Origin of the sequence: Streptomyces griseus (assembly GCF_900460065.1) — a bacterium.
GTDB classification, from domain to species: Bacteria; Actinomycetota; Actinomycetes; order Streptomycetales; family Streptomycetaceae; genus Streptomyces; species Streptomyces griseus.
This window is the reverse complement of sequence record NZ_UAVD01000026.1, coordinates 21439-47607: the sequence shown is the minus strand read 5'-3', so window position 1 is coordinate 47607 and position 26169 is coordinate 21439. Positions and strand designations below refer to the sequence as shown.

Genomic DNA, 26169 nt, shown 5'->3' with positions numbered 1-26169 from the left:
GGTTCACGGTCCGCCCGCGGCGTTCGTCACGTCCGGCGGTCGTCACGGGCGGCGGTCGTCACGGGCGGAGGACGGGGCCCCGCCGGTCCGGCGGGCGGAGCCCCGCACCCCACGAAGAAGCGGCCGGTCCTGCCCCCGAGGCAGGTCCGGCCGCTCATCGCTTTGACGCGTTACGTCACTTTGCCGGTTCGGGCTCCGGCGCGTCCACCCGCTCCGGCTCGCCGGTCGGGTCCATGGGCGTCTTCACGGACTCCAGGAGGAGCTGGGAGACGTCCACGACCTGGATGGACTCCTTGGCCTGGCCGTCGTTCTTCTTGCCGTTGACCGAGTCGGTCAGCATGACGAGGCAGAACGGGCAGGCGGTGGAGACGATGTCCGGGTTGAGGGCGAGGGCCTCGTCGACGCGCTCGTTGTTGACGCGCTTGCCGATCCGCTCCTCCATCCACATCCGGGCTCCACCGGCGCCGCAGCAGAAGCCGCGCTCCTTGTGGCGGTGCATCTCCTCGTTCCGCAGCCCCGGGACCTTCGCGATGATCTCGCGCGGCGGGGTGTAGATCTTGTTGTGACGGCCCAGGTAGCAGGGGTCGTGGTACGTGATCAGACCCTCGACCGGGGTCACCGGGATCAGCTTGCCCTCGTCGATGAGGTGCTGGAGCAGCTGCGTGTGGTGGATGACCTCGTACTCGCCGCCGAGCTGCGGGTACTCGTTCGCGATCGTGTTGAAGCAGTGCGGGCAGGTCGCGACGATCTTCTTGGACGACTTGGGCTTCTTCGTCGTCTCGTCTTCGTCGTCCTCGCCGTACGCCATGTTCAGCATGGCCACGTTCTCCTGGCCGAGCTGCTGGAACAGCGGCTCGTTGCCCAGGCGGCGGGCGGAGTCACCGGTGCACTTCTCGTCGCCGCCCATGATCGCGAACTTGACGCCCGCCATGTGCAGCAGCTCCGCGAAGGCCTTGGTGGTCTTCTTGGCCCGGTCCTCCAGGGCGCCCGCGCAGCCGACCCAGTACAGGTAGTCGACCTCGGTGAGGTCCTCGACGTCCTTGCCGACGATCGGGACCTCGAAGTCGACCTCCTTGGTCCACTCGACGCGGGCCTTCTTGGCCAGCCCCCAGGGGTTGCCCTTCTTCTCCAGGTTCTTGAGCATCGTGCCCGCCTCGGACGGGAACGCGGACTCGATCATCACCTGGTAGCGGCGCATGTCGACGATGTGGTCGATGTGCTCGATGTCGACCGGGCACTGCTCAACGCAGGCGCCGCAGGTGGTGCAGGACCACAGGACGTCCGGGTCGATGACGCCGTTCTCCTCGGCGGTGCCGATGAGAGGGCGCTCGGCCTCGGCGAGGGCGGCCGCGGGGACGTCCTTGAGCTTCTCCTCGGTGGCCTTCTCGTTGCCTTCCATGTCCTTGCCGCCGCCGGCCAGGAGGTAGGGGGCCTTGGCGTGCGCGTGGTCGCGCAGCGACATGATCAGGAGCTTGGGGGAGAGGGGCTTGCCGGTGTTCCAGGCGGGGCACTGCGACTGGCAGCGGCCGCACTCGGTGCAGGTGGAGAAGTCGAGGATGCCCTTCCAGGAGAACTGCTCGACCTGGGAGACGCCAAAGACCGCGTCGTCGGCCGGGTCCTCCCAGTCGATCTCCTTGCCGCCCGAGGTCATCGGCTGGAGCGCGCCGAGTGCGACGTCGCCGTCGGCGTTCCGCTTGAACCAGATGTTCGGGAAGCCGAGGAAGCGGTGCCAGGCGACGCCCATGTTGGTGTTCAGCCCGACCGTGATCGCCCAGATCATCGTCGTACCGAGCTTGATCATCGCGAACAGGTAGACCAGGTTCTGCAGTGTCTCGGTGCTCAGTCCCCTGAAGGCCAGGACCAGGGGGTACGAGGCGAAGTAGGCGGGCCCGTAGCTGTCGACGTGGTGCAGCGCGCCCTCAAGGCCGCGGAGCAGCATGATCGCGGCGCCGATGATCAGGATGATCGCCTCGACGAAGTACGCCTGGCCCATCTTCGAACCGGTGAAGCGCGACTTGCGGCCGGCCCGGGAGGGCAGGTTCAGCTGGCGGATCGCGATCAGGACGAGGATGCCGAGGGTCGTGCCGAGCGCGATGAACTCGATGTAGACCTCGTACGGCAGGAAGGTGCCGATGTAGGGCAGCACCCAGTCGGCCTTGAACAGCTGGCCGTACGCCGTGACGATCGTCAGGCCGAGGGTCAGAAAGCCGACCGCGACGAACCAGTGGGCGACGCCCACGATTCCCCAGCGGTTCATGCGGGTATGGCCGACGAACTCCTTGATCAGGGTGATCGTCCGCTGCTTGGGGTCGTCGGTGCGGCTGCCTGCTGGTACCGACTGTCCGAGACGGACGAAGCGGTAGATCTGCGCGACGGCTCGGGTGATGAGCGCAACGCCGACGACCGTCAGCACCAGCGACACGATGATCGCGGCGAGTTGCATTTCTGGGCTCCTCGGGCCTGCGAGAGCGGGATCCGGTTACTACTACCCGCTACTACTAAGCAGTAACTTAATTAGTCTGTGCTGACACTATCCACTTATTCCACCGTGCTGTAGCCGGGTCGTCGGTGATCTGCGTCGCTCAGGTGTGCCTTGGTTCGACGCGCCTTCCGGAGCCGCTTCCGCAGGGGGTCGCGGGCGGCTTCGGCGAGGATCGCCAGGTCGAGCACCACTCCATGGTGCTCTGCGTAGTGCTGGTCGAGCAGAGCGGGGTCGTCCCACGGCATGCCGGAGCGGGCGCGCACCTGTGCGAGACCGGTCAGTCCCGGCCGCAGCTCCCGCCGCCACCGCCGGCCGCCGGGCCCCGTGGCCCGCGGGTGGCCCGGGGCCAGTGGGGCGGGGCCGACCAGGGAGAGGTCGCCGCGTACGACGTGGGGCAGGCGGGAGAACACGTCCAGCCGGAACCGGCGGGTCCGCAGGGTCCGCAGCTCGAAGACCCGGCCGCCCAGGCCGGCCCGGGGGCGACGGTCCCAGACGCCGCCCGGGGTGTGCCGCACGCGCAGGGCGAGGGCCGCCACGGCGACGGCGGGGGCGGTCAGGACCAGCAGGGCGGTGCCGAGGGCCAGGTCGAGGACGCGTTCGGCGGGCGTGCGCGGGAGGAGGCGGTCCGCGAGCCGCCCGGCCCGGTCGCTGAGGCCGGCCAGCCGCGCCATGGGACGCGAGGGGAACTGGCCCCGGACCGTCCCCGTGCCCGTGCCCGCGCCTGTCGCTGTCCTGTGCGAGGACGGGTACGGGGGCGGCTGCTGATCCGGGTACGGGTGCGAGGGCGGGGGGCGGCGAGGGTGCGGGGTCGCGTGCGACTCCGGGCGCGGCTCCGTCCCGCCCGGTGCCGGTGCCGGTGGCGGTGCCGGTGGCGGTGACGGCGCGGGGTGGGGCTGGAGGGGGAGCGGTGGCGTCTGTCGCGGCTGCGGGTGCTTCAGGCCCCGCTCGCCCCGCTCGTCCCGCTCGTTCCGCTCGTCCGGCCCGTTCCGCCGGCTCTGCTCGTCCTGGCGGCCCCGCTCGTCCTGGCGACTCTGTTCGTCCTGCCGGTCCTGTTCGCTTCTCTGCGTCTTCGGACGGCGGTTCTTCTGGTTCTTCCGCCGTGCACGCGGCTTCCTCGCGTTCTGCATCGCGCCCGCCCGGGGTTCGAGGTCCGATGGTGTGACGATCCACGGTGAAACCTGCCGGTCGGTGACGGTTGCGACCGTCTCACGGCATTTTGTGACAGAACGATCCCACGGTGAGACGGTGGGGTGGGGGGTGCGTGAGGGGCGTGGCGTGCGTGGGTGCGGTCCCGGGGCGGCCGGAGGGGGCGGATGGGGGGTGCGTGGGCCCCGGGTGTGCTCCGCGTAAGCACTTAAGTTGAGCGTAAGGGACTCAGGTCTGTTGACTCCGGCGTCGGCGTCATGCATTCTTGAGTCAGATCCACTCAAGTAGTCAGTTGGAGGAATTGAAATGGCACGTGCGGTCGGCATCGACCTGGGCACGACTAACTCCGTCGTCAGCGTTCTCGAAGGCGGCGAGCCCACCGTCATCACCAACGCAGAGGGCGCCAGGACCACGCCGTCCGTCGTCGCCTTCGCCAAGAACGGCGAGGTGCTCGTCGGCGAGGTCGCGAAGCGCCAGGCGGTCACCAACGTCGACAGGACCATCCGCTCGGTCAAGCGCCACATGGGCACTGACTGGAAGATCGACCTGGACGGCAAGAGCTTCAACCCGCAGCAGATGAGCGCCTTCATCCTGCAGAAGCTGAAGCGCGACGCCGAGTCCTACCTGGGCGAGAAGGTGACCGACGCGGTCATCACCGTCCCGGCGTACTTCAACGACTCCGAGCGTCAGGCGACGAAGGAGGCCGGCGAGATCGCGGGCCTGAACGTCCTGCGCATCGTCAACGAGCCGACCGCCGCCGCGCTGGCGTACGGCCTCGACAAGGACGACCAGACGATCCTCGTCTTCGACCTCGGTGGCGGCACCTTCGACGTGTCCCTCCTGGAGATCGGCGACGGCGTCGTCGAGGTGAAGGCCACCAACGGTGACAACCACCTCGGTGGTGACGACTGGGACCAGCGCGTCGTCGACTACCTGGTGAAGCAGTTCGCCAACGGGCACGGCGTGGACCTGTCCAAGGACAAGATGGCTCTCCAGCGTCTCCGCGAGGCCGCGGAGAAGGCGAAGATCGAGCTCTCGTCCTCGACCGAGACCACGATCAACCTGCCCTACATCACGGCGTCCGCCGAGGGCCCGCTGCACCTGGACGAGAAGCTCACGCGCTCGCAGTTCCAGCAGCTGACCGCGGACCTCCTGGACCGCTGCAAGACCCCGTTCCACAACGTCATCAAGGACGCGGGCATCCAGCTCTCCGAGATCGACCACGTCGTTCTCGTCGGTGGCTCCACCCGTATGCCCGCCGTCGCCGAGCTCGTCAAGGAGCTGACCGGCGGCCAGGAGGCCAACAAGGGTGTGAACCCGGACGAGGTCGTCGCCATCGGCGCCTCGCTCCAGGCCGGTGTCCTCAAGGGCGAGGTCAAGGACGTCCTGCTCCTCGACGTCACCCCGCTGTCCCTCGGCATCGAGACCAAGGGAGGGATCATGACCAAGCTCATCGAGCGCAACACCACGATCCCGACCAAGCGTTCCGAGATCTTCACGACGGCCGAGGACAACCAGCCGTCCGTGCAGATCCAGGTCTACCAGGGCGAGCGCGAGATCGCGGCGTACAACAAGAAGCTCGGGATGTTCGAGCTGACCGGTCTGCCGCCGGCCCCGCGCGGTGTGCCGCAGATCGAGGTCGCCTTCGACATCGACGCCAACGGCATCATGCACGTCGCCGCCAAGGACCTCGGCACCGGCAAGGAGCAGAAGATGACCGTCACCGGCGGCTCCTCGCTGCCGAAGGACGAGGTCAACCGGATGCGTGAAGAGGCCGAGAAGTACGCGGAGGAGGACCACGCCCGCCGCGAGGCCGCCGAGTCGCGCAACCAGGGCGAGCAGCTCGTCTACCAGACGGAGAAGTTCCTCAAGGACAACGAGGACAAGGTCCCGGCGGACGTGAAGACGGAGGTGGAGACCGCTGTCGGCGAGCTGAAGGAGAAGCTCAAGGGCGAGGACTCCGCCGAGATCCGCACGGCCACCGAGAAGGTCGCGGCCGTCTCCCAGAAGCTGGGCCAGGCGATGTACGCCAACGCCCAGGCCGAGGGCGCGGCCCCCGGCGCCGACGCCCCGGGCGACGCCCAGGCGAAGGCCGATGACGACGTCGTCGACGCCGAGATCGTGGACGACGAGAAGGACACCAAGGGCGGTGCGGCGTGACCGAGGAGACTCCGGGCTTCGAGGAGAAGCCCGACGTCCCCTCCGGCGCCACCCCTGATGACGCCGAGCCGAAGGCGGCCGACTCCTCCGAGGAGGAGACGGCGGCCCCGGCCGGGGACCTCGACCCGACCGTCGGTCTGACCGCGCAGCTGGACCAGGCACGCACCGCGCTCGGTGAGCGCACCGCGGACCTCCAGCGGCTCCAGGCCGAGTACCAGAACTACCGCCGCCGCGTCGAGCGGGACCGGGTCACGGTCAAGGAGATCGCTGTCGCGAACCTCCTGTCCGAGCTCCTGCCCGTCCTCGACGACGTCGGCCGCGCGCGGGACCACGGCGAGCTGGTCGGCGGCTTCAAGTCGGTCGCCGAATCGCTGGAGACCACCGTCGCGAAGCTGGGCCTCCAGCAGTTCGGCAAGGAGGGCGAGCCCTTCGACCCGACGATCCACGAGGCCCTGATGCACAGCTACGCGCCGGACGTCACCGAGACGACCTGCGTGGCGATCCTGCAGCCGGGGTATCGCATCGGCGAGCGCACCATCCGCCCCGCGCGGGTGGCCGTCGCCGAGCCGCAGCCGGGCGCCACGCCCGCCGCGGCCAAGGAAGAGAAGACAGACGACGAGGAGAGCGGTGGCACCGAGGAGGTCTGACGGCGACGCGTCCGACCACCACGGTGTCCACCGACCGGCCCGGCGGCCGGCCCACGGGCCGGCCGCTCGGTCGATCGTCCGGAAGGAGGGACGTCGATGAGCACGAAGGACTTCGTCGAGAAGGACTACTACAAGGTCCTCGGCGTCCCCAAGGACGCCACCGACGCCGAGGTCAAGAAGGCGTACCGGAAGCTCGCCCGCGAGTTCCACCCGGACGCCAACAAGGGCGACGCCAAGGCGGAGGAGCGCTTCAAGGAGATCTCCGAGGCGAACGACGTCCTCGGTGACCCCAAGAAGCGCAAGGAGTACGACGAGGCGCGCGCCCTCTTCGGCAACGGCGGCTTCCGCCCCGGCCCCGGTGGTGCCGGCGGCAACTTCAACTTCGACCTGGGCGACCTCTTCGGGGGCGGCGCCCCGGGCGGCGGACAGGGCGGCGCGGGCGGCGGCTTCGGCGGCGGGGGCGGTCTCGGCGACGTCTTCGGCGGGCTGTTCAACCGCGGCGGCACGGGCACCCGTGTCCAGCCGAAGCGCGGCCAGGACATCGAGTCCGAGGTGACGCTCAGCTTCACCGAGGCGGTCGACGGGGCCACGGTCCCGCTGCGGATGTCCAGCCAGGCGCCCTGCAAGGCGTGTTCCGGCACCGGCGACAAGAACGGCACCCCCAGGGTCTGCCCGACCTGCGTCGGCACCGGTCAGGTCTCGCGCGGCAGCGGCGGCGGCTTCTCGCTCACCGACCCCTGTGTGGACTGCAAGGGCCGGGGCCTCATCGCCCAGGACCCCTGCGACGTCTGCAAGGGCAGCGGCCGGGCGAAGTCGGCCCACACCATGCAGGTGAGGATTCCGGCGGGCGTCTCCGACGGCCAGCGGATCCGGCTGCGCGGCAAGGGCGGCGCGGGCGAGCGCGGCGGTCCGGCCGGCGATCTGTACGTCGTCGTCCACGTCGACGCCCACCCGGTCTTCGGCCGCAAGGGCGACAACCTCACGGTCACCGTGCCCGTCACCTATCCGGAGGCGACGCTCGGCGGCGAGGTCAAGGTCCCCACGCTCGGCGGCCCCCCGGTCACCCTGAAGCTCCCCGCCGGCACCCCCAACGGGCGTACGATGCGCGCCCGGGGCAAGGGCGCGGTGCGCAAGGACGGCACCCGCGGCGACCTGCTGGTCACCGTGGAGGTCGCGGTCCCCAGGGACCTGGGCCAGGAGGCCCGGGACGCCCTGGAGGCCTACCGGAAGGCGACCGCGGACGAGGACCCGCGGGCGGAACTGTTCCAGGCTGCGAAGGGAGCTTGAGATGGACGGCCGTCGACGCAATCCGTACCAGCTGACCGACGAGACCCCGGTGTACGTGATCTCGATCGCGGCCCAGCTCTCGGGCCTGCACCCGCAGACACTGCGCCAGTACGACCGTCTCGGCCTGGTCTCCCCGGACCGTACGGCCGGGCGCGGCCGGCGCTACTCCGCCCGTGACATCGAGCTGCTGCGCACCGTGCAGCAGCTGTCGCAGGACGAGGGCATCAACCTCGCGGGCATCAAGCGGATCATCGAGCTGGAGAACCAGGTCGCGGCCCTCCAGCAGCGCGTCGCCGAACTCTCGGCGGCGGTGGACGGCGCGGCGGTCGCCATGCGGCAGCGCGAGGCCCAGGTGCACGCCTCGTACCGTCGGGACCTCGTGCCGTACCAGGACGTGCAGCAGACCGGTGCGCTGGTGGTCTGGCGGCCGAAGCCGAAGCGGCCGACGGACTAGCAACACGTCCCGGCGGGACCCTTCAGTACGCCCGAGGGGCCGGGAGAGCGGAGGAACGCTCTCCCGGCCCCTCGGCGTGTGCGGGGCGCGCATCTACGGCAGGAACTCGCTGACCGTTTCGACCGCCATCATCCACATGGGCTGGCCGCCGGTGCCGAACGCGGCGGCCAGGGCGTAGCCGATCGCCGCGTCGCGCGGCTCCACGGCGGCCTCCGCCCGCCACTCGGCGAGCACCCGCCGGTCGCCGCCCGAGGAGAAGTCGCCGAGGCGCTTGCCGTTCCGGGTCAGCCGGCTGCTCGGGATCGAGTCGGGCACGAGCCGGTAGGACGTGCCCGCGCAGCGGACGTCGACCCGGTAGGAGCGGCGGCTGAGCCTCCCCCTGCCCGGTTTGATCGTCGCTTCCCGGCCGTCCACGGTGAGCGTGAGGTGGCGGGGGTCGCGGGTGCCGATGGCGATGTGGTCGTCGATCTCCGCGCCGGGGGCGCGGGTGAGGACGACGCGGGGGATCCGCTCGCCGCTCACCACGAGCGTCTCACCCTGCTCGCCCGTGAGTTCGACCAGGATCTCCCCGTGGTGGTCGTCCTCGACGGCGGCGGGTACGGCGGTGGTGTCGTGCATCCGGTCTTCGTGCATCCGGTCTTCGTGGTCCTTCTGTCGCGTGGCGGGAACCCGTCGGGTCGGTCAGGCCCGACGTACGGAATTCTCGCAGGCGGCCCCGGAACGGAATTCCGGCGGGCGGCCGGGGAGTTGAGGGGCCCGTCGGCCGGCCGCCGGGTCACGGTCGTCCGCCGCCGGGCTCGGTCACGCCCGGGGCTCGGTGTTGAGCGCGTGATCGGGGCCCGATTCCAGGATTCCGGACCGCGCGATCAAATAGCCGAGCTGGGCCCTGCTGTTGCTGCCCAGCGCGACGCTGAGTTTGGCGATGTGCGACCGGCAGGTGCGTACGTTCATGCCGAGGCGACGGGCGATCGCCTCGTCGACATGGCCCTCGACGAGCAGTTTGGCGATCGAATGCCGCACCCCGGAAATCCCGTCCGTCGTGGAGTCGTACGGAATCTGTTCCTGAAGGGGCACCGCACGGTGCCAGAACTGCTCGAAGACCTTGGCGAGGTACTCCACGATGCCGGGGTGCCGCAGCTCAAGGGCTACGGTGCGGTCGTCGGTGGCCGGTATGAAGGCGACGGTGCGGTCGAAAATCATGAGCCGCTCTATCAGCTCCTCGAGGGTGCGGATCTCCACCTTGCTCTCGGCCATTCGGGCCGCGTAATTGAGGGTTCCATGGCTGTGGCGGACGGTGTGCTGATACAGGGTGCGCATGCCGACGCCGCGTTCCGTGAGCATCTGGCCGCGTTCCATGGCGGTGGTGAGCGCGTTCTCGCTGCGCCCGCCGCCCGGCTGAATGGTGAGGACTTCCGAACGGCACTCGGCGAGGGCGAGTTCGATCGAGGCGTTGATGCGGCCGATGCCTTCGAGCACCGTGATCGCGTGTGTGGTCGGCGGAGCCTGGGCACTGATCGCCATGAAGGGCTCGAAGACCTCGGTGAGCTCCACCGAGAGCCGCCTCCGCTCCTGGATCTCCCGCTCGATCGGGTGGAGGCGCTGCGTGAGCGCCGCGGACGGCGGCACCGGGCGCAGCCAGGTGGGGTCGTCGGGATCGGGATGGAGCAGGGCGAATTCCAGCAGACACGGCGCGTCTTCGGCCTCGACGCGAGCTATTTTTCCCACACTCAGCGCACTGGCGTAGAGCCGTGCTCCCTCGTCACACAAGGCACTAACCGAGTGGGGATGTACCGCTTTGGTGCTGTCTGTGGTCAATTCTCCACCCCCCAGGAACATGAATCAGCAGGAACATGATGCATCGCTTCTGTGGCGTTGACGTGCCTGGATGGGCCATCGTCTTGTTCTGCGGGGGAGAGGAAACCTTGGAAGTGAGGACGAAGCCCATCATGAGTAACAAAACGCTTCGCTCGGTGCTTGCTGTTGCCTTCTCCGTTGGGCTGACGACCGGGGCGCTGAGTGTTCTTGACCTCGTTGAGGGCGGCGTGACCCACGGTTCGGCCGGCGCGCAGGTGCAGGCCGCTCCGCCTCCGGACCTGGCCTGGGACTCGGTGCCCGCACGGGCGACGGGGGCCGACGCGGCCCCGGTGTCGCTGTCGGAGAACGGCCCTGCCGCACGGGGCCGGGTATGAGTACCCCGCCGGACGACCGCACCTTCCGGCGCGAGATGGCGACCGCCTATCGCTCAGGGTGGCATTTCATCGATCTGCTCACGGCACTCCCCCGCCGTGGCGACTCGTTGATGGTCACCCTGTTCGGAGAGCCGATCGTCGTGGTGATGGAAGAGGACGAGGACGTCCGCGCCTATCGCTGTCTCCGCCGGCCGCGCGGTGCGCCGCAGCCGGTCCGCTGTGCCGTCCGGTACGGCATGATCTTCGTCAATCTCGATCAGCGGGACCACGAGCTGTTCGACGCAGAACCACTTTCCGCCACCCCCCGCAGTGCCTGAGCGATTCCCCCGTCGTCACCTATCGCTCCGGCGCTTCCCCCACACAGCGGCGCCACCGTGACCTGAACACGGTGGCGCCGTTGTGCTGTTCCCGCGCGGGACGCGGGTGGGGCCGAGGGGCTGGGGGTCAGACCTTGCCGAGCGCCCGGTCGAGGGTGATCTCGATGACGACCCGGGTCGGATTGATCCGCGGGGCGCGGCCGTAGCGCGCCTCGTGACGGGCTTCCGCGTCCGCGACGGCCTCCGGCTCCGTGCGGATCACCGCGAGGCCCTCCAGGGTCGCCCAGCGGGCCCTGTCGATCTGGCAGACGGCCACGCGTGCCCCGCCGGGGCCGGCCGCCCGGATGTTGGCGACCTTGCGGCTGCCGCCGTCGGTGATCACCCGCGCCACCCCGGCCTCCGGGTCGTAGGTCACGCACACCGGCACCACGTGCGGTGTGCCGTCCGGGCGGGGGGTCGTCAGGGTGGACAGGTGGCTCTCGCGCCAGAACGCGACGTAGGCGGGAGCGGGGTCGTGTACGTCTGCCATGGGGGCAGCGTACGAGGGGCGCCGCCGGGAGGCCGCGGCGCGTGCGCAGCACCCCGGGCCGGTCCGCGGCGCGCAGGCGCCCGGGGTCGATCCGCCACCCGCGGGCGCCCGGGTCCGCGTTCCGTGGCCCAACCGAAGGGCCCCACCGCGTGCGCTTCCTGCCTTGAGTGGAATAGACTCAACTTTGTGTACGTTGATCGAGTCAACGGTCAACAGCAGGAATCGGGCGCGAGGAGGAGCAACCAGACGTGGACGCCGAACTGACCAACAAGAGCCGGGACGCCATCAACGCGGCCACCAGCAGGGCCGTGAAGGACGGGCACGCCGATCTCACCCCGGGGCACCTGCTCCTCGCGCTCCTGGAGGGCCAGGACAACGAGAACGTCATCGACCTGCTCGCCGCCGTCGAGGCCGACCAGGCAGCGGTGCGGGGCGGGACCGAGCGGCTGCTCGGGGGCCTGCCCAGCGTCACCGGCTCCACCGTCGCCCCGCCGGCGCCCAACCGTGAGCTGCTGGCCGTCATCCAGGACGCCGCCCAGCGGGCGAAGGAGCTGGGCGACGACTACATCTCCACCGAGCACCTGCTCATCGGCATCGCGGCCAAGGGCGGCCGTGCCGGTGAGATCCTCGACGGGCAGGGCGCCAGTGCGAAGAAGCTGCTGGCCGCGTTCGAGACGAGCAGGGGAGGGCGCCGGGTGACCACACCCGACCCGGAGGGCCAGTACAAGGCCCTGGAGAAGTTCGGCACCGACTTCACGGCCGCCGCGCGCGAGGGCAAGCTGGACCCGGTCATCGGCCGCGACCAGGAGATCCGCCGCGTCGTGCAGGTGCTGTCCCGCCGGACGAAGAACAACCCCGTCCTCATCGGCGAGCCCGGCGTCGGCAAGACCGCCGTCGTCGAGGGCCTCGCCCAGCGCATCGTCAAGGGTGACGTGCCGGAGAGCCTCAAGGACAAGCGGCTCGTCTCGCTCGACCTCGGCGCGATGGTCGCGGGCGCGAAGTACCGCGGCGAGTTCGAGGAGCGCCTCAAGACCGTCCTCTCCGAGATCAAGGAGAGCGACGGCCGGATCATCACGTTCATCGACGAGCTGCACACCGTCGTCGGCGCGGGCGCGGGCGGCGACTCCGCCATGGACGCGGGCAACATGCTCAAGCCGATGCTGGCCCGCGGCGAGCTGCGCATGGTCGGCGCGACGACGCTCGACGAGTACCGCGAGCGCATCGAGAAGGACCCCGCCCTGGAGCGGCGCTTCCAGCAGGTGCTGGTCGCCGAGCCCTCCGTCGAGGACACCATCGCGATCCTGCGCGGGCTCAAGGGCCGCTACGAGGCCCACCACAAGGTGCAGATCGCGGACTCGGCGCTGGTGGCCGCCGCCACCCTCTCCGACCGTTACATCACCTCCCGCTTCCTCCCCGACAAGGCCATCGACCTGGTCGACGAGGCCGCTTCCCGGCTCCGTATGGAGATCGACTCCTCGCCGCTGGAGATCGACGAACTCCAGCGCTCCGTCGACCGGCTGCGCATGGAGGAGCTGGCCCTCAAGAACGAGTCCGACCCCGCCTCCAAGCAGCGGCTGGAGAAGCTGCGCCGCGACCTCGCCGACAAGGAGGAGGAGCTGCGCGGTCTCAACGCCCGCTGGGAGAAGGAGAAGCAGGGCCTCAACCGGGTCGGTGAGCTCAAGGAGCGCCTCGACGAGCTGCGCGGACAGGCCGAACGCGCCCAGCGCGACGGCGACTTCGACGCCGCCTCCAAGCTGCTGTACGGGGAGATCCCGGGACTGGAGCGGGAGTTGGAGGAGGCCGCCGAGGCGGAACAGGAAGCCTCCAAGGACACCATGGTCAAGGAGGAGGTCGGCCCGGACGACATCGCGGACGTCGTCGGCGCCTGGACCGGCATCCCGGCCGGGCGGCTGCTGGAGGGCGAGACGCAGAAGCTGCTGCGGATGGAGTCCGAGCTGGGCAAGCGGCTGATCGGGCAGAGCGAGGCCGTGCAGGCCGTCTCCGACGCCGTACGCCGCACCAGGGCCGGGATCGCCGACCCGGACCGGCCCACCGGTTCGTTCCTCTTCCTGGGGCCCACCGGCGTCGGCAAGACCGAGCTGGCCAAGGCGCTCGCGGACTTCCTGTTCGACGACGAGCGGGCCATGATCCGCATCGACATGAGCGAGTACGGGGAGAAGCACAGCGTCGCCCGCCTGGTCGGCGCCCCGCCCGGCTACGTCGGATACGAGGAGGGCGGCCAGCTCACCGAGGCCGTCCGCCGCCGCCCGTACAGCGTCGTGCTGCTGGACGAGGTGGAGAAGGCCCACCCCGAGGTCTTCGACGTCCTGCTCCAGGTCCTCGACGACGGCCGGCTCACCGACGGCCAGGGCCGCACGGTCGACTTCCGCAACACCATCCTCGTCCTCACCTCCAACCTCGGCTCCCAGTTCCTGATGGACCCGCTGGTCAAGCCCGAGGTCAAGAAGGAGCAGGTGCTGGACGTGGTGCGGGCCTCCTTCAAGCCGGAGTTCATCAACCGGCTCGACGACCTGGTGGTCTTCTCCGCGCTGTCCGGGGACGAGCTGGCGCACATCGCCGGGCTCCAGATCGACCGTCTCGCGGCCCGGCTGGCCGACCGGCGGCTCACCCTCGACGTCACCCCCGAGGCGCTGGCCTGGCTCGCCCAGGAGGGCAACGATCCGGCGTACGGGGCGCGACCGCTGCGCCGGCTCATCCAGAGCGCGATCGGCGACCGGCTCGCCAAGGAGATCCTGTCCGGCGAGGTCCGCGACGGTGACACCGTACGGGTGGAGCGGACCGAGGACGGGCTGATCGTCGGCCCCGCCTCGTAACCGCCGGTCACGGAGGTTCGCGTTCCGTCGCCGCGCGCCCGCCCGACGCCCGGCCGGTCCCGTCCCCACGCACTGTCTGTCAGCTTGTGGCGGATCGGGACCGTCCGGGCTTGCCATGCCCCGCCCGCCATGGGGGAGGATGGCCGCAACCGCACGAAGGGAAATAACGGTGAGCATCGATCCGTCCTCGATTCCTAATTTCGGGGGCCAGCCCGAACCGCAGGCGGCAGGACCGGAGGGCCCCGTCGTCCCTGACCAGGACCTCGTCAAGCAGCTCCTCGACCAGATGGAGCTGAAGTACGTCGTCGACGACGAGGGCGACCTCGCGGCGCCGTGGGAAGAGTTCCGGACGTACTTCATGTTCCGGGGCGAGGCCGAGCAGCAGGTCTTCTCGGTCCGCACGTTCTACGACCGCCCCCACGACCTCGACCAGCGTCCCGTCCTGCTGGACGCCATCGACGACTGGAACCGCCGCACCCTGTGGCCCAAGGTCTACACCCACGCCCACGAGGGCGAGGAGGGCGAGGCGGGCTCCGTCCGGCTGATCGGTGAGGCGCAGATGCTCATCGGCACCGGCGTCAGCCTGGAGCACTTCGTCTCCTCGACGGTGAGCTGGGTCCGCGCCTCGATCGAGTTCGACAAGTGGCTCGTCGAGCGTCTCGGCCTCGAGCCCGCCGAGGACAAGACGGAGGGCGAGGAGCCCGCGGGCGCCTAGCGGCACCCTGACGGGCACGGCCCGGGAGGCGGTCATCGCGACCGTGTCCCGGGCCGTTCCCGTGCTCAGCCCAGCCGTGCCAGGCGCTCCACCGCCTCCTCCAGGACCTCGTCCTTCTTGCAGAAGGTGAAGCGGACCTGGCTGCGGCCCGCCTCCGGGTCGTCGTAGAAGACCGAGTTCGGCACGGCCGCCACGCCGCAGCGTTCCGGGAGCGCGCGGCAGAAGGCGCCCGCGTCCTCGTCGCCGAACGGGGAGATGTCGGTGGTGATGAAGTACGTGCCCTCCGGCTCGTACACCTGGAAGCCCGCCGCGCGCAGCCCCTTCGCCAGCAGGTCCCGCTTGCGGCGCATGCCCTCCCGGAAGTCGGTGAAGAAGGCGTCGGGCAGGGTGAGGGCCTCGGCGATCGCGTACTGGAACGGGCCCCCGCTGACGAAGGTCAGATACTGCTTCGCCGCCCGCACGGCGGCCACCAGCGGCGCGTCCCCGGTGACCCAGCCGATCTTCCACCCGGTGTACGAGAACGTCTTGCCCGAGGACGAGATCGACACCGTGCGCCCGCGCATCCCGGGGAGCGCGGCGATCGGGTGGTGCGCCCCGGTGAAGACGAGGTGCTCGTACACCTCGTCGGTGACGACCAGCAGATCGTGCTCCACCGCGAGGGCCGCGATCCCGGACAGTTCTTCGGGGGTGAGGACCGCGCCGGTCGGGTTGTGCGGGGTGTTCAGCAGCAGGAGGCGGGTGCGCGGGGTGATCAGGGCGCGCAGTTCGTCGAGGTCCGGGCGGAATGCCGGGGCGCGCAGGGTCAGCGGTACGCGCTGGGCGCCGGCCAGGGCGATGCAGGCGGCGTACGAGTCGTAGTACGGCTCGAACGCGATGACCTCGTCGCCCGGTTCGAGGAGGGCGAGCAGCGAGGCGGCGATCGCCTCGGTGGCGCCGGTCGTCACCAGGACCTCGGTCTCCGGGGACCAGGTCAGCCCGTAGAAGCGCTCCTGGTGGGCGGCGACGGCGGCGCGCAGCTCCGGGACGCCGGGGCCCGGCGGGTACTGGTTGCCCTTGCCCTCCCGCAGGGCGCGCACGGCCGCCTCGCGGATCTCCTCGGGGCCGTCGGTGTCGGGGAAGCCCTGGCCGAGGTTGATGGAGCCGGTCCGCACGGCCAGCGCGGACATCTCCGCGAAGATCGTCGTGCCGAACGCGGCGAGGCGGCGGTTGAGCAGCGGCCGTTCCCGCGCCGGGGTTCCCTGTGTGGCTCGTCCCTGTGTCATGGGCGTCATCCTGGGCCGAAGCTCTGGAGTTGCTCAAGTCCGCTTTGGCGCGCCGAGGGTCTGGGAATCCCCCTGTCACACAACAACGGGGAAGCGACGGGGGACCTCGCTTCGGGGGAGAGAAGGGCGGGTGGGGGCATGAGCGTCTTCATCGCTGTGCTGGTTTCCGTGATCGTCGTCGGAGCGCTGCTGGCCGGTCTGCGGGTCACCGGCGGGCGCGGGCCGTCGAAGCCGCGCGCCGGACGCCGGCGTTCGGCGAGCGGGGCCTCCGCCGACGGCGGCGGCAGCTCCGGCGGCTGGTGGTCGGGGGGCGATTCCGGCGGCGACGGCTCCGGCGGGCACTCCTGCGGCGGCGGCTCGTCGTGCGGGGGCGGCGGGGGCGGCTGCGGCGGTGGCGGCAGCTGACCGGGCCGCCGCCGCACGGTCACCGCAGGTGACGTGAGACCGGGCGTCCGGAGGGTGAACTCCCTCCGGACGCTCTTTCGTTGAGCGACGCGGACGTTTCTGGTTGAACAAGTGAACCGGTGGGCCCCCGGGGGGATGGAAACCACGGCAAGTTGGGCGAAAACGCTGTGAGTAGGCGTACTTCGTGATTCCCTCGTTGAAGAGAACAATCAGCCCTCGGACCCCAGTCGGACCAGATCGGGCGCTCCCCACCTCCCACGTGCGGCAACTCGGGGGCGTCCTGCTGTCCATGTGTCCATGCGTGTTTGCGGAGCCCACCCATGCTCACCACCCTCCAGACGGCCTATTCCGATACCCGCGCCGCCGACCTGGCCTGGATGCTGGGGCGGGAGCCGCTGCCCGCCCTGGCGGTCCTCGATCTCCAGCTCGACGGCGCCGAACTCCAGTTGAGGCTGCTCGGCGCCTCCCATCAGGTCCTCCTCCAGGAGGACCGCGGAGTCTGCTCCGAGACCGTGGCCTGTATGCCCGGCAGCAGCACCCCTCTGCCCCTCGGCGTCTCGAAGCGGCTCGGCGACTGGGAGTACGAGTTCGCGGCGCGCGTCGAGACCCTGACGCAGGGGCAGTTCGCGGGTCGGGCGCAGGAGTTGCTCGCCCTGGTGAGCGACCACCCGCACGGGCTGGCGGGCACCTTCCCCGGCAGCCCGTACGCCTTCACCGCGATGCTCGCCCAGCGCACCGAGGGCCAGGTGCGGTGGCGCACCTGGCACGCGTACCCGCAGGAGGGGCAGTTGGTGGTGACCCGGACCAGGGTGGGGGTGCGGATTCCCGCGCCCGCGGCCTGACCGGCAGGGGGACTTGCACCCGTGTGGGTGACAGGTCGCGATCGTGCAGTGACGTAGCGTTCGCGTCATGATCGACCAGCAGACGTCGCTGCGAGGGGGCGCGGCGCGGCTTCCCGTCCGGCCGAGGACCGGCCGGTTCCTCGTGCTGGCCGCGGTCTTCGTCTGCGCCGCCTGCGGTCTCGTCTACGAGCTCGAACTGGTCGCGCTCGCCTCCTACTTGATCGGCGATTCGGTCACCCAGGCGTCCGTGGTGCTCTCCGTGATGGTGTTCGCCATGGGGATCGGCTCCCTTCTCGCGAAACGTTTGCGCTGCCGCGCCGCCGTCGGTTTCGGGATGGTCGAGGCGGCCCTCGCGCTGATCGGCGGCTCCTCGGCGCTGGTGCTCTACGCCTCGTTCGCCTGGCTCGGCGATTCGCAGTACGCGCTGGTCGGGTTCTCGCTGGCGATCGGGGTGCTGATCGGCGCGGAGATCCCGCTGCTGATGACGCTGATCCAGCGCGTCGACCGGCAGGACGCGGGCGGGGCCGTCGCCGACCTCTTCGCCGCCGACTACGTGGGCGCCCTGGTCGGCGGGCTCGCGTTCCCGTTCCTGCTGCTGCCGTTGCTGGGGCAGTTGACCGGTGCGCTGTTCACCGGCGCGGTCAACGCGGCGGCGGGCGGCGCGCTGGTCCTGTGGGTGTTCCGGCGAGATCTCACCCCGCGTTCCCGGTGGCTCCTGGTCCTGGCCAACGGCTCGGTGATCGCGGTGCTGGCCACGGCCACGGTGCTGGTCGACGACTTCGAGCGGGCCGCGCGGCGGGCGGTGTACGGGGACCGGGTGCGGGTCGCCGTGCGGACCGGGGTGCAGGAGATCGTCCTGACGGGCGCCGACCGCGATTCCCTCGGCCTCTATCTGGACGGCCGGCTGCGGGTCAGCGCCCGTGACGAGTACCGCTACCACGAGGCGCTGGTGCACCCCGCGATGAACGGGCCCCGCGCCCGGGTGCTCATCCTGGGCGGCGGCGACGGGCTGGCCGCCCGGGAGATGCTGCGCTACGCGGACGTCCGCTCGGTCACCGTCGTCGAGCTGGACCCCGCCGTCACCCGACTGGCCCGCACGGACCCCGCCCTCTCCGGGCTGAACGGCCACGCCTACCGCGACCCCCGGGTCTCCGTGGTCGAGGCGGACGCGTTCACCTGGCTCCGGGCCGACCGGGGGCGCTACGACGTGGTGGTCTCCGACCTTCCGGACCCGGGCATCACCGCCAGCACGAAGCTGTACTCCGCCGAGTTCTACGGTCTGGTCGCGGAGGCCCTGGCCCCGGGCGGGCGGCTCGTGGTGCACGCCGGGCCGCTGGGCGCCCGGCCGCAGACCTTCTGGACGGTGGAGGCCTCGATGCGAGCGGTCGGCCTCGGGACCCGCCCGTACCGCGTCACCGGCCGCTACACGGGTCTCGCGGCGAGTCCGGACCGGGGCGGCGGCGAGGACCGGGAGCGGGAGGACTGGGGGTTCCTCCTCGCGGGCCCGGGTGCGGCGCCGCGGCTCGCGCCGGCCGCGGGCGGGCCCGTACCGCGGTCGCTGGGCGACCGGGAGCTGCGCGAGGGGGCGCGGGCGGCGGACGAGGCCCGGCTCCCCGGGCTGATCCCGTCGACGCTGGTCCATCCGCGGTACCGGGAGGACGTGTGAGCGGGCCCGGGGCCCGTGCGGGGGCGCGGTCGGGCGCCTTCCCGGCGCGCGGTCCGGCCTTCGGCGGGCGGAAGCGCTGACGTCGGGGCCGGAGCCGATTAGGCTCGGTTTCCATGGAGCATGAGGTGTTCGTTCCGGTTCCCGTCCCGACCCTGCTGCGCACGCTGGGCGATCCCGCCCGGGTCGCCCGCTGCGTCCCCGGCCTCCAGCAGGACGCCGACGCCTCGGCGTCGCCCCTGGCGGGCCGGCTGAAGCTGCGGGCCGGCGGGCACACCATCACCTACCGGGGCGAGCTGCTGCTCACCGGCCCGGAGGGAGACGGCTTCTCCGTCACCGGGAAGGGGGCGGAGGCCCGGGGCACCGGTGCGGTCGAGGTGGCCCTGACCATCGGCCTCACGGCGGCGGACGGCGGGACCACGATCGCCTACAGCGGTACGGCCGACGGGGACGGGCGGTTGGCCGAGCTGGAGGAGGGCGCGGCGCTCGCGGCCGCCCGCCGGCTCCTGGACCGCTTCACCCAGCAGTTGGTGACGGAGTCGCTGGCGGCGCGGGGCGAGGACGCTCAGGCCGGTGAGGGCGCGGACGGCGACGGCGGGAGCGGCGACGGCGACGGCGACGGTGCGGTGGGCGCCGAGGGGCTCGCGGGCGACGAGGACACCGCCGGCGGTGTCGGGGGCGCGGAGGCGGGCGAGACCGGCGGACGGGGGAACGGGTCCGTGTTCGACTCGCCGGTGCCGCCGCCCTCGCTCGACCCCGTCGCCGGTGTGGAGTTCAGCGTTCCGGACGAGCCGCCCGCCGAGGCCGCGCACGCCCGCCGCACCATGATCGGGCGCAGCGCCGAGGAGGTCGACCACGCGCCGCCGCGGGGCCGCTACGCCCCCGTGCCCTCCCCGGAGGCGGGCGGCGCGAGCACCACCCTGCGGTGGGTCGCCCCCGCCGCCGCCCTCGCGCTCGCCTCCGCCGTGGTGCTGGGCCGGGCGCTGCGACGCCGGAGGTGACGGGCGCCGAAGGTCCCGGGCGTCGTGGGCGGCGGGCGGCGGGGGCGGCGTCGGGCCAGTAGGGTCGTCGGGTGAGCAGGAGCGAAGAGAACGTCAGGCTGTCCGTCGGCGAAGCCGAGTTGACCGTCGATCCCGGGCACGGCTGCCGGATCAGCAGTCTGCGGATCGGGGGCGCCGAGCTGCTCCGCCAGGGCGAGCGCTACGGCTGCTTCCCGATGGTTCCCTGGTGCGGGCGGACCGGGAACGGGGAGTTCCGCAACGGCGACGTGCTCCACCGGCTGCCGCTGAACTCCCCGCCGCACGCCATCCACGGCACCGGCCGCGACACCTCCTGGCAGCCGGCGTCCACGGCCGCCGAGCTGGCGGAGGGGCGGGTCGCGTTCTACTACGACCTCGCCGACCCCTGGCCGTACCGGGGCCGGGTGACGCAGACCTTCGAGCTGACCGGGGAGGCGCTGACGTTGGGCCTCGCCGTCGAGACGTACGGCGACTCCTTCCCGGCCCAGGCCGGCTGGCACCCCTGGTTCCGCCGCACCCTCGACGGTGCGGCGGCCGAGCTCTCCTTCGACGCCGCCTGGCAGGAGGAGCGCGGCGCGGACCACCTGCCCACGGGCCGCCGCGTCGACCCGCTGCCCGGTCCGTGGGACGACTGCTTCGGCATGCCCGACGGCGTGGACGTGAAGCTCACCTGGCCGGGGCGGCTGGAGCTGACGGTGAGAAGCCGCAGCGAGTGGGTGGTGGTCTACGACGAGCAGGACGAGGCCGTCTGCGTCGAGCCGCAGTCCGGGCCGCCGAACGGGCTGAACACCGCGCCCCGGCTGGTGACCCCGATCGACCCGCTGGAGATGACGACGACCTGGAGCTGGACGCGGCCCTGAGCCGGTCCCCGGCCGTGGGCCCGGCCCGCACCGCTTACCCTCGTGGTCATGACTGACGTACGCGCTGACCTGCTCCAGCAGATCAAGGACAAGGCCGTGGTGCACGGCAAGGTGACCCTCTCCTCGGGTCTGGAAGCCGACTGGTACATCGACCTGCGCCGGATCACGCTGGACGGCACGGCCGCGCCGCTGGTCGGCCAGGTCATGCTCGACGCGACCGCCGAGCTGGACTACGACTGCGTCGGCGGGCTGACGCTCGGCGCCGACCCGGTCGCCACCTCGATGCTGCACGCCTCCGCCGCCCGCGGTGAGAGCCTCGACGCGTTCGTCGTCCGCAAGGCGCAGAAGGCGCACGGGATGCAGCGCCGTATCGAGGGCACCGACGTGAAGGGCCGTCGCTGCCTGGTCGTCGAGGACACCTCGACGACGGGCGGCTCGCCGCTGACCGCCGTCGAGGCGGTGCGCGAGGCGGGCGGCGAGGTCGTCGCCGTCGCCGTGATCGTCGAGCGCGGCGCCGCCCCGGCCATCGCCGAGGCCGGCCTGCCGTACGTACACGTCTACTCGGTGGCCGACCTCGACCTCGGCTGAGCAGCCGCCGGGCGCCCCGGGCCGGGCGGTTTCACGTGAAACCGGGTCCGCCGGGTGGAGCCGGATGAGGAGTCTGGGAAGATGGGGGCGACGATGACGTCGCCCCCAGGTCAGGGACTCACAGCCTGCACACCCGCACATCCCAAGGAGCGGTCAGATGCCCATCGCAACCCCCGAGGCGTACGCCGAGATGCTCGACCGGGCAAAGGCGGGCAAGTTCGCCTACCCGGCCATCAACGTCACCTCGTCCCAGACCCTGCACGCCGCCCTGCGCGGCTTCGCGGAGGCCGAGAGCGACGGCATCGTCCAGATCTCCACCGGCGGTGCGGAGTTCCTGGGCGGCCAGTACAGCAAGGACATGGTCACGGGTGCGGTCGCCCTGGCCGAGTTCGCGCACATCGTCGCCGCGAAGTACGACGTCACCATCGCGCTGCACACCGACCACTGCCCCAAGGACAAGCTGGACGGCTACGTACGCCCGCTGCTCGACGTCTCCGCGGAGCGCGTCGCCAAGGGGCTGAACCCGCTGTTCCAGTCCCACATGTGGGACGGCTCGGCCGAGACCCTCGCCGACAACCTGGCCATCGGCCAGGAGCTGCTGGCCAAGGCCGCCGCCGCCAAGATCATCCTTGAGGTCGAGATCACCCCGACCGGCGGTGAGGAGGACGGCGTCACGCACGAGATCAACGACGAGCTGTACACGACCGTCGACGACGCGCTGCGCACCGCCGAGGCGCTCGGCCTGGGCGAGAAGGGCCGCTACCTGCTGGCCGCCTCCTTCGGCAACGTCCACGGCGTCTACAAGCCGGGCAACGTCGTGCTCCGCCCCGAGCTGCTGAAGGACCTCCAGTCCGGCGTCTCGGAGAAGTACGGCAAGCCGGCCGGCAGCCAGCCGTTCGACTTCGTCTTCCACGGCGGCTCCGGCTCCACCGCCGAGGAGATCGCCACCGCGCTGGAGAACGGCGTCGTGAAGATGAACCTCGACACCGACACCCAGTACGCCTTCACCCGCCCGGTCGTGGACCACATGTTCCGCAACTACGACGGTGTCCTGAAGGTGGACGGCGAGGTCGGCAACAAGAAGACCTACGACCCGCGCACCTGGGGCAAGGCCGCCGAGGCGGGCATGGCCAAGCGCGTCACCGAGGCGTGCGGCCACCTGCGCTCCACGGGTACGAAGCTGAAGTAGTCACCGTCCGCACGGACGTACGGCAACGGGCCCGGTCCTCCTTTCAGGGGGCCGGGCCCGTTGCCGTACCGGGAGAGAAAGAGGCCCCGCTGTGGGTGCGACTTACGATTTCGACACCGTCGTCGACCGCCGGGGCACCTGGTGCGTCCAGTGGGACGGGGTCGCGGACCGGTTCGGGGTCGACGGGCTGCTGCCGTTCACCATCTCCGACATGGACTTCGCCACCGCCCCCGAGGTCCTGGCGGCGCTCCGGGACCGTCTGGAGCACGGGGTGTTCGGCTACACCACCTGGCAGCAGGACGACTTCCGCTCGGCGATAGCCCACTGGTACGCGACCCGGTACGGCACCACGATCGACACCGGGCAGCTGGTCTACGGCCCGTCCGTGCTCAACCAGCTCTCCCAGCTGCTCCGGATGTGGTCGGGGGAGGGGGACGGCGTCGTCGTCCACACCCCCACCTACGACGGCTTCCGCAAGGCGATCACCGGGCTCGGGCGCGAGCTGCGGGGGGTGCCGGTGGGGGACGAGGAGGCGCTGGAGCGCGAGCTGGCGCGGGCGGACGCGAAGGTGCTGGTGCTGTGCTCGCCGCACAACCCGACGGGCCGGGTGTGGACGGCCGACGAGCTGGCCCGGACGGCCGCACTGGCCGAGCGGCACGGGGTGGCGGTCATCAGCGACGAGATCCACGCGGACTTCGTGCACGAGGAGTACGCGGGGCGCGGCCACGTGCCGTGGACGCGGGTGGCGGGCGCCGGGCGCTGGGCGCTGATCTCGTCCGGGTCGAAGGCGTTCAACTTCCCGGCCCTGACCGGCTCGTACGGGCTGATCGGCGATCCGGCGGACCGGGCCGCGTACGTGCGGCGCATGGAGACGGGGGAGGGGCTGGCGTCGCCGGCCGTTCTGTCGTTGACCGCGCACATCGCCGCGTACCGGGAGGGGGCGGGGTGGCTGGACGCGGTCCGGGCGTACGTGGCGGGGAACCTGGGATACGTCGCGGAGCGGCTGGGCGAGGCCTTCCCCGAGCTGGGATGGGCGCCGCCGCAGGCCGGGTACCTCGCCTGGATCGACCTGCGGCCGCTGGGGGTGGACGATGCCGCGCTGCAGCGGGTGCTGGTGGAACGGGAGGGGGTGGCGATCATGGGAGGTGCCGTCTACGGGGCGCCCGGGTTCGTCCGGCTGAACGTGGGGTGCCCCCGGGGGAAGGTCGAGCTGGGTGTGGCGGCGTTGATCCGGGCGGTGGAGAGCCTGGCGGCGAGCCCCGCCGGCGACTGAGGGCGGGACAGCCCTCAGGGCGCTGTCCGGCCGTTCCCGTCGGCCGGGCGACCGCGTCCGGGGCAACGCCCCGCCGCACTGCCCGGGGGTGCGGGGAGGAACGCCCCGGGGGACGCTGGCTCCATGGCTGCTGCCCCCGCACCCGGGGAGATCCGGGTCGTCTCGCCCGTCGGGCGGTGGGTCGTGCTGACCACCGTGCTCGGCTCCAGCATGGCGATGCTGGACTCCACGGTCATCAACGTGGCCCTGCCCCGCATCGGCGAGGACCTCGGCACCGACCTGGCCGCGCTCCAGTGGACCGTCAACGCGTACATGCTCACGCTCGCCGGGCTGATCCTCCTCGGCGGGGCGCTCGGGGACCGGTACGGGCGGCGGCGGGTGTTCGTGGTGGGGGTGGTGTGGTTCGCGCTGGCCTCGCTGCTCTGCGGGATCGCGCCGAACGCCGGGGTCCTCATCGCCGCGCGGGCCCTCCAGGGCATCGGCGGGGCGCTGCTCACACCGGGATCGCTGGCGATCATCCAGGCGAGTTTCCATCCCGACGACCGGGCCCGGGCCGTGGGGCTCTGGTCCGGGTTCGGCGGGGTCGGGGCGGCCGTGGGGCCCTTCCTGGGCGGGTGGCTCGTCGACGGGCCCGGATGGCGGTGGGTGTTCCTGCTGAATCTGCCGCTCGCGGCCATCTGCGTGCCCATCGCGCTGCGGCACGTACCGGAGTCGCGGGATCCGGCGGCGCACGGCCGGTTCGACGTGCTTGGGGCGGCCCTCGGGGCGCTGGCGCTCGCCGGGGTGACGTACGCGCTGATCGAGGCCCCGGGGCGGGGCGCGTCGCCCCTGGTGATCGGGTCGGCGCTCGGCGGGGTGGCCCTCGGAGTGGCGTTCGTCCTGGTGGAGCGCCGACGGGCGGATCCCATGCTGCCGCCGTCGATCTTCCGCTCCCGCCTGTTCACCTCCGTGAACCTGGTGACCTTCTGCGTCTACGCGGCCCTCGGCGGCTTCTTCTTCCTCTCCGCCATCCAGCTCCAGGTGGTGGCCGGCTACTCGGCGCTGGGGGCCGGGACCGCGCTGCTGCCGACCACGGTCCTCATGCTGCTGTTCTCCGCCCGGTCGGGCGAGCTCGGGCGGCGGATCGGGCCGCGTATCCCGCTCACCGCGGGGCCGCTGCTGGCCGCCGCCGGGATGCTCCTGATGCTGCGGGTGGGGCCCGGCACCCCGTCCGCCGGTTCCTACGTCACCGAGGTGCTGCCGGCCGTCCTCGTGCTCGGCGCCGGGCTCGTCGTGGTCGTCGCACCGCTCACCGCGACCGTCCTGGCCGCCGTGGACGCCGGGCGGGCGGGGCTGGCCAGCGGCATCAACAACGCCGCCGCGCGGGCCGCCGGACTCATCGCGGTGGCCGCCCTGCCGCTGCTCGCCGGAATGGGGCCCGAGGCCTACCGGGACGCGGGCGAGTTCGCGGCGACCTTCCGGCGGGCGATGCCGATGTGCGCCGGGCTGCTGGTGGCGGGCGCGGTCCTCGCCTGGTGGACGGTGCGCACCCCGGCCGCCGCCGTACGCGCTGAGCGCCCCGAGTGCGCGGTGCACTGCGGGGTCGTCGCCCCGCCGCTGGAGCCGGAACGCGCCGCCCGCGCCGAGCCGTGACCCGCGCCCCGGGGGACCGGAGCGCGCACCGCACGCCGAGCCGCGCCCCGCACCCCGGCACGATCCGGACGAGGGGCCCGACGCCCGGGCGAACGGGCTGTGCCGCGAGTCCGGGGCACGGTGCCGCCGGGGCTCCGCGGCAGGCACACTTGAGCCATGTCCATCCACGAGAACCTGCTCGGGGGCCCCGCCCCGACCCACCTCCCCGACGACCCGGAGCCGCGCGAGCTGCTCGCCGCGGGCACCCCGCCCGCCGAGGTCGCCGCGAAGTACCCCACCTCCTCGCTCGCCTGGGCGCAGCTCGCCGACGAGGCGTTCGAGGGCGGCCGGGTCGTCGAGTCGTACGCGTACGCCCGTACCGGCTACCACCGCGGCCTCGACTCCCTGCGCCGGGCCGGCTGGAAGGGCCACGGCCCCGTCCCGTTCGAGCACGAGCCGAACCGCGGCTTCCTGCGCGCCCTGCACGCCCTGGCGCGGGCCGCCGGGGCGATCGGGGAGACCGAGGAGCACGAGCGCTGCTCGACGTTCCTGCGGGACTCCTCGCCGACCGCCGCCGACATCCTCAGCTGACTCCCGGGGCCTCCCCTCGGACCGGGCCGGGCTCGCGGGGCCCGGTCCGGGGGGAGGCTCTAGTATGCGAGCAGGGGACCGGAGCTCCACCACCTCACGGAAGGGG

General features: G+C 71.7%; 23 protein-coding genes. 17 read left to right on the top strand and 6 right to left on the bottom strand.

Features of this window, described 5'->3' with window-relative positions; translation table 11 throughout:
• Positions 1-175: 175 nt before the first annotated feature.
• Both DTB53_RS14155 and DTB53_RS14150 read right to left on the bottom strand, forming a co-directional pair.
• Positions 176-2443 carry a (Fe-S)-binding protein gene (locus DTB53_RS14155; protein ID WP_012379888.1) on the bottom strand — a complete coding sequence of 756 codons (2268 nt, stop codon included), beginning with the start codon at positions 2441-2443 and terminating at the stop codon, positions 176-178.
• Positions 2444-2538: 95 nt separating this feature from the next.
• Entirely contained in the window at positions 2539-3153 is a 615-nt protein-coding gene (locus tag DTB53_RS14150; protein ID WP_042496635.1) for a sugar transferase, read from the bottom strand.
• A 781-nt stretch (positions 3154-3934) separates the two neighbouring features.
• On the opposite strand from DTB53_RS14150, the gene dnaK reads away from it, so the two are divergent.
• The 4 genes from dnaK (at position 3935) to DTB53_RS14125 (ending at position 8176) form a co-directional block, all read left to right on the top strand.
• On the top strand, positions 3935-5788 hold the full coding sequence (gene dnaK, locus DTB53_RS14140) for a molecular chaperone DnaK (RefSeq protein ID WP_003967578.1): 1854 nt from the start codon (positions 3935-3937) through the stop codon (positions 5786-5788).
• Positions 5785-6435 (top strand): nucleotide exchange factor GrpE, encoded by a 651-nt coding sequence (grpE, locus tag DTB53_RS14135; protein WP_003967577.1) that lies wholly within the window; start codon positions 5785-5787, stop codon positions 6433-6435. The genes dnaK and grpE overlap by 4 nt, the downstream gene beginning before the upstream one ends.
• A gap of 96 nt (positions 6436-6531) precedes the next feature.
• Entirely contained in the window at positions 6532-7722 is a 1191-nt protein-coding gene (gene dnaJ / locus DTB53_RS14130) for a molecular chaperone DnaJ (RefSeq protein ID WP_003967576.1), read from the top strand.
• Position 7723: 1 nt separating this feature from the next.
• Positions 7724-8176, top strand: a complete 453-nt coding sequence (locus DTB53_RS14125; protein ID WP_003967575.1) for a heat shock protein transcriptional repressor HspR — start codon at positions 7724-7726, stop codon at positions 8174-8176.
• Positions 8177-8269: 93 nt separating this feature from the next.
• Here DTB53_RS14125 and DTB53_RS14120 read toward each other — a convergent pair whose 3' ends face one another.
• Complete coding sequence (locus tag DTB53_RS14120) at positions 8270-8794, bottom strand: hypothetical protein (protein WP_172595258.1); 525 nt, start codon at positions 8792-8794, stop codon at positions 8270-8272.
• Positions 8795-8977: 183 nt separating this feature from the next.
• Positions 8978-10012 carry a helix-turn-helix transcriptional regulator gene (locus DTB53_RS14115; RefSeq protein WP_172595257.1) on the bottom strand — a complete coding sequence of 345 codons (1035 nt, stop codon included), beginning with the start codon at positions 10010-10012 and terminating at the stop codon, positions 8978-8980.
• A 349-nt stretch (positions 10013-10361) separates the two neighbouring features.
• On the opposite strand from DTB53_RS14115, the gene DTB53_RS14105 reads away from it, so the two are divergent.
• Entirely contained in the window at positions 10362-10682 is a 321-nt protein-coding gene (locus DTB53_RS14105; protein ID WP_003967571.1) for a Rieske (2Fe-2S) protein, read from the top strand.
• A gap of 127 nt (positions 10683-10809) precedes the next feature.
• On the opposite strand, the gene DTB53_RS14100 is transcribed toward DTB53_RS14105, so the two are convergent.
• A complete protein-coding gene (locus DTB53_RS14100; protein ID WP_003967570.1) occupies positions 10810-11211 on the bottom strand; it encodes a pyridoxamine 5'-phosphate oxidase family protein in 402 nt (133 codons plus the stop codon).
• 248 nt (positions 11212-11459) lie between these two features.
• Here DTB53_RS14100 and clpB point away from each other — a divergent pair, with 248 nt between their 5' ends.
• Both clpB and DTB53_RS14090 read left to right on the top strand, forming a co-directional pair.
• Positions 11460-14045 carry an ATP-dependent chaperone ClpB gene (gene clpB, locus DTB53_RS14095; RefSeq protein WP_003967569.1) on the top strand — a complete coding sequence of 862 codons (2586 nt, stop codon included), beginning with the start codon at positions 11460-11462 and terminating at the stop codon, positions 14043-14045.
• A 169-nt stretch (positions 14046-14214) separates the two neighbouring features.
• The gene (locus DTB53_RS14090) at positions 14215-14760 is read left to right on the top strand and encodes a YbjN domain-containing protein (protein WP_003967568.1); all 546 of its coding nucleotides are present in this window, start codon (positions 14215-14217) and stop codon (positions 14758-14760) included.
• A gap of 65 nt (positions 14761-14825) precedes the next feature.
• On the opposite strand, the gene DTB53_RS14085 is transcribed toward DTB53_RS14090, so the two are convergent.
• The gene (locus DTB53_RS14085; protein WP_042496624.1) at positions 14826-16022 is read right to left on the bottom strand and encodes a pyridoxal phosphate-dependent aminotransferase; all 1197 of its coding nucleotides are present in this window, start codon (positions 16020-16022) and stop codon (positions 14826-14828) included.
• Between the two features lie 138 nt (positions 16023-16160).
• Here DTB53_RS14085 and DTB53_RS14080 point away from each other — a divergent pair, with 138 nt between their 5' ends.
• The 10 genes from DTB53_RS14080 to DTB53_RS14035 all read left to right on the top strand — a co-directional run bounded on the left by DTB53_RS14080 (position 16161) and on the right by DTB53_RS14035 (position 26063).
• A complete protein-coding gene (locus tag DTB53_RS14080; protein WP_003967566.1) occupies positions 16161-16427 on the top strand; it encodes a hypothetical protein in 267 nt (88 codons plus the stop codon).
• A gap of 320 nt (positions 16428-16747) precedes the next feature.
• Positions 16748-17269 carry a DUF2617 family protein gene (locus DTB53_RS14075; protein WP_003967565.1) on the top strand — a complete coding sequence of 174 codons (522 nt, stop codon included), beginning with the start codon at positions 16748-16750 and terminating at the stop codon, positions 17267-17269.
• 67 nt (positions 17270-17336) lie between these two features.
• Complete coding sequence (locus DTB53_RS14070) at positions 17337-18935, top strand: polyamine aminopropyltransferase (RefSeq protein ID WP_012379883.1); 1599 nt, start codon at positions 17337-17339, stop codon at positions 18933-18935.
• A gap of 113 nt (positions 18936-19048) precedes the next feature.
• Positions 19049-19933, top strand: coding sequence for an SRPBCC domain-containing protein (locus DTB53_RS14065; protein WP_012379882.1), 885 nt, complete (start codon positions 19049-19051; stop codon positions 19931-19933).
• Between the two features lie 71 nt (positions 19934-20004).
• Complete coding sequence (locus tag DTB53_RS14060; protein ID WP_012379881.1) at positions 20005-20811, top strand: aldose epimerase family protein; 807 nt, start codon at positions 20005-20007, stop codon at positions 20809-20811.
• A gap of 48 nt (positions 20812-20859) precedes the next feature.
• A complete protein-coding gene (gene pyrE, locus DTB53_RS14055; RefSeq protein ID WP_012379880.1) occupies positions 20860-21399 on the top strand; it encodes an orotate phosphoribosyltransferase in 540 nt (179 codons plus the stop codon).
• Positions 21400-21556: 157 nt separating this feature from the next.
• Positions 21557-22588: a class II fructose-bisphosphate aldolase gene (gene fbaA, locus DTB53_RS14050; protein ID WP_003967560.1), complete on the top strand. Its 1032-nt coding sequence runs from the start codon at positions 21557-21559 to the stop codon at positions 22586-22588.
• 91 nt (positions 22589-22679) lie between these two features.
• The gene (locus DTB53_RS14045) at positions 22680-23861 is read left to right on the top strand and encodes a MalY/PatB family protein (protein WP_012379879.1); all 1182 of its coding nucleotides are present in this window, start codon (positions 22680-22682) and stop codon (positions 23859-23861) included.
• A 123-nt stretch (positions 23862-23984) separates the two neighbouring features.
• Positions 23985-25493: a DHA2 family efflux MFS transporter permease subunit gene (locus tag DTB53_RS14040; RefSeq protein WP_012379878.1), complete on the top strand. Its 1509-nt coding sequence runs from the start codon at positions 23985-23987 to the stop codon at positions 25491-25493.
• Between the two features lie 156 nt (positions 25494-25649).
• The gene (locus DTB53_RS14035) at positions 25650-26063 is read left to right on the top strand and encodes a DUF3151 domain-containing protein (RefSeq protein ID WP_003967556.1); all 414 of its coding nucleotides are present in this window, start codon (positions 25650-25652) and stop codon (positions 26061-26063) included.
• Positions 26064-26169: the final 106 nt, after the last annotated feature.

Excerpts from the sequence above, each read along its gene's own strand:
- DTB53_RS14150 (WP_042496635.1), bottom strand. The coding sequence starts at position 3,153 with ATGGCGCGGCTGGCCGGCCTCAGCGACCGGGCCGGGCGGCTCGCGGAC.
- DTB53_RS14080 (WP_003967566.1), top strand. The coding sequence starts at position 16,161 with ATGAGCGTCTTCATCGCTGTGCTGGTTTCCGTGATCGTCGTCGGAGCG.
- DTB53_RS14120 (WP_172595258.1), bottom strand. The coding sequence starts at position 8,794 with ATGCACGACACCACCGCCGTACCCGCCGCCGTCGAGGACGACCACCAC.
- DTB53_RS14070 (WP_012379883.1), top strand. The coding sequence starts at position 17,337 with ATGATCGACCAGCAGACGTCGCTGCGAGGGGGCGCGGCGCGGCTTCCC.
- fbaA (WP_003967560.1), top strand. The coding sequence starts at position 21,557 with ATGCCCATCGCAACCCCCGAGGCGTACGCCGAGATGCTCGACCGGGCA.
- DTB53_RS14115 (WP_172595257.1), bottom strand. The coding sequence starts at position 10,012 with ATGTTCCTGGGGGGTGGAGAATTGACCACAGACAGCACCAAAGCGGTA.
- DTB53_RS14035 (WP_003967556.1), top strand. The coding sequence starts at position 25,650 with ATGTCCATCCACGAGAACCTGCTCGGGGGCCCCGCCCCGACCCACCTC.
- DTB53_RS14125 (WP_003967575.1), top strand. The coding sequence starts at position 7,724 with ATGGACGGCCGTCGACGCAATCCGTACCAGCTGACCGACGAGACCCCG.
- DTB53_RS14100 (WP_003967570.1), bottom strand. The coding sequence starts at position 11,211 with ATGGCAGACGTACACGACCCCGCTCCCGCCTACGTCGCGTTCTGGCGC.
- DTB53_RS14040 (WP_012379878.1), top strand. The coding sequence starts at position 23,985 with ATGGCTGCTGCCCCCGCACCCGGGGAGATCCGGGTCGTCTCGCCCGTC.
- dnaK (WP_003967578.1), top strand. The coding sequence starts at position 3,935 with ATGGCACGTGCGGTCGGCATCGACCTGGGCACGACTAACTCCGTCGTC.
- DTB53_RS14085 (WP_042496624.1), bottom strand. The coding sequence starts at position 16,022 with ATGACACAGGGACGAGCCACACAGGGAACCCCGGCGCGGGAACGGCCG.
- DTB53_RS14155 (WP_012379888.1), bottom strand. The coding sequence starts at position 2,443 with ATGCAACTCGCCGCGATCATCGTGTCGCTGGTGCTGACGGTCGTCGGC.
- dnaJ (WP_003967576.1), top strand. The coding sequence starts at position 6,532 with ATGAGCACGAAGGACTTCGTCGAGAAGGACTACTACAAGGTCCTCGGC.
- DTB53_RS14075 (WP_003967565.1), top strand. The coding sequence starts at position 16,748 with ATGCTCACCACCCTCCAGACGGCCTATTCCGATACCCGCGCCGCCGAC.
- DTB53_RS14065 (WP_012379882.1), top strand. The coding sequence starts at position 19,049 with ATGGAGCATGAGGTGTTCGTTCCGGTTCCCGTCCCGACCCTGCTGCGC.
- pyrE (WP_012379880.1), top strand. The coding sequence starts at position 20,860 with ATGACTGACGTACGCGCTGACCTGCTCCAGCAGATCAAGGACAAGGCC.
- DTB53_RS14105 (WP_003967571.1), top strand. The coding sequence starts at position 10,362 with ATGAGTACCCCGCCGGACGACCGCACCTTCCGGCGCGAGATGGCGACC.